Source organism: Anabaena sp. UHCC 0399, assembly GCF_034931465.1.
Classification (GTDB): Bacteria; Cyanobacteriota; Cyanobacteriia; order Cyanobacteriales; family Nostocaceae; genus Trichormus; species Trichormus minutissimus.
Genome location: NZ_JAYGGZ010000109.1, coordinates 1 through 527, shown reverse-complemented (window position 1 = coordinate 527; position 527 = coordinate 1). Strand labels below are relative to the sequence as shown.

1 protein-coding gene is annotated in these 527 nt (G+C 47.2%); it reads left to right on the top strand.

The window, feature by feature from the left end:
• The coding region (locus VB693_RS28830; protein WP_323269261.1) for an Ig-like domain-containing protein at positions 1–527 on the top strand (527 nt) is incomplete at both ends.

Genomic DNA, 527 nt, shown 5'->3' with positions numbered 1-527 from the left:
GTAGCAAATGCGATCGCAAACCAAACCACTCTAGAAGATGGCTTCTTCAGCTTTACCGTTCCCGCCAACACCTTTGCCGATGTTGATGCAGGTGACAGCTTAACTTACACTGCCACCCTCGCTAACGGCAACCCCTTACCTACCTGGTTAAGCTTCGACTCCAATAGCCAAACCTTTAGCGGCACACCTGATGACCCAGATAACGGCACAATTAGCATTAAAGTTACCGCCACTGACACCAGCAACGCTAGTGTTGACGATACCTTTAACCTCACCGTAACACCCGTCAACGATGCACCTGTAGCTGGTGATGATTCTTTTAGTGCCAATCAAAATACCCCGTTGACACTGCTATCTGGCGACTTGTTAGCTAACGATGTTGATGTAGACGGCGGTGCTTTGAGTATTACGGCTGTTAGTAACGGTGTTAACGGTAGTGTAACTATTAATAGCAGTGGCAATGTAATCTTTACTCCCAATACCGGATTTAGTGGCAATGGCAGCTTTAACTATACCGTCAGCGATGG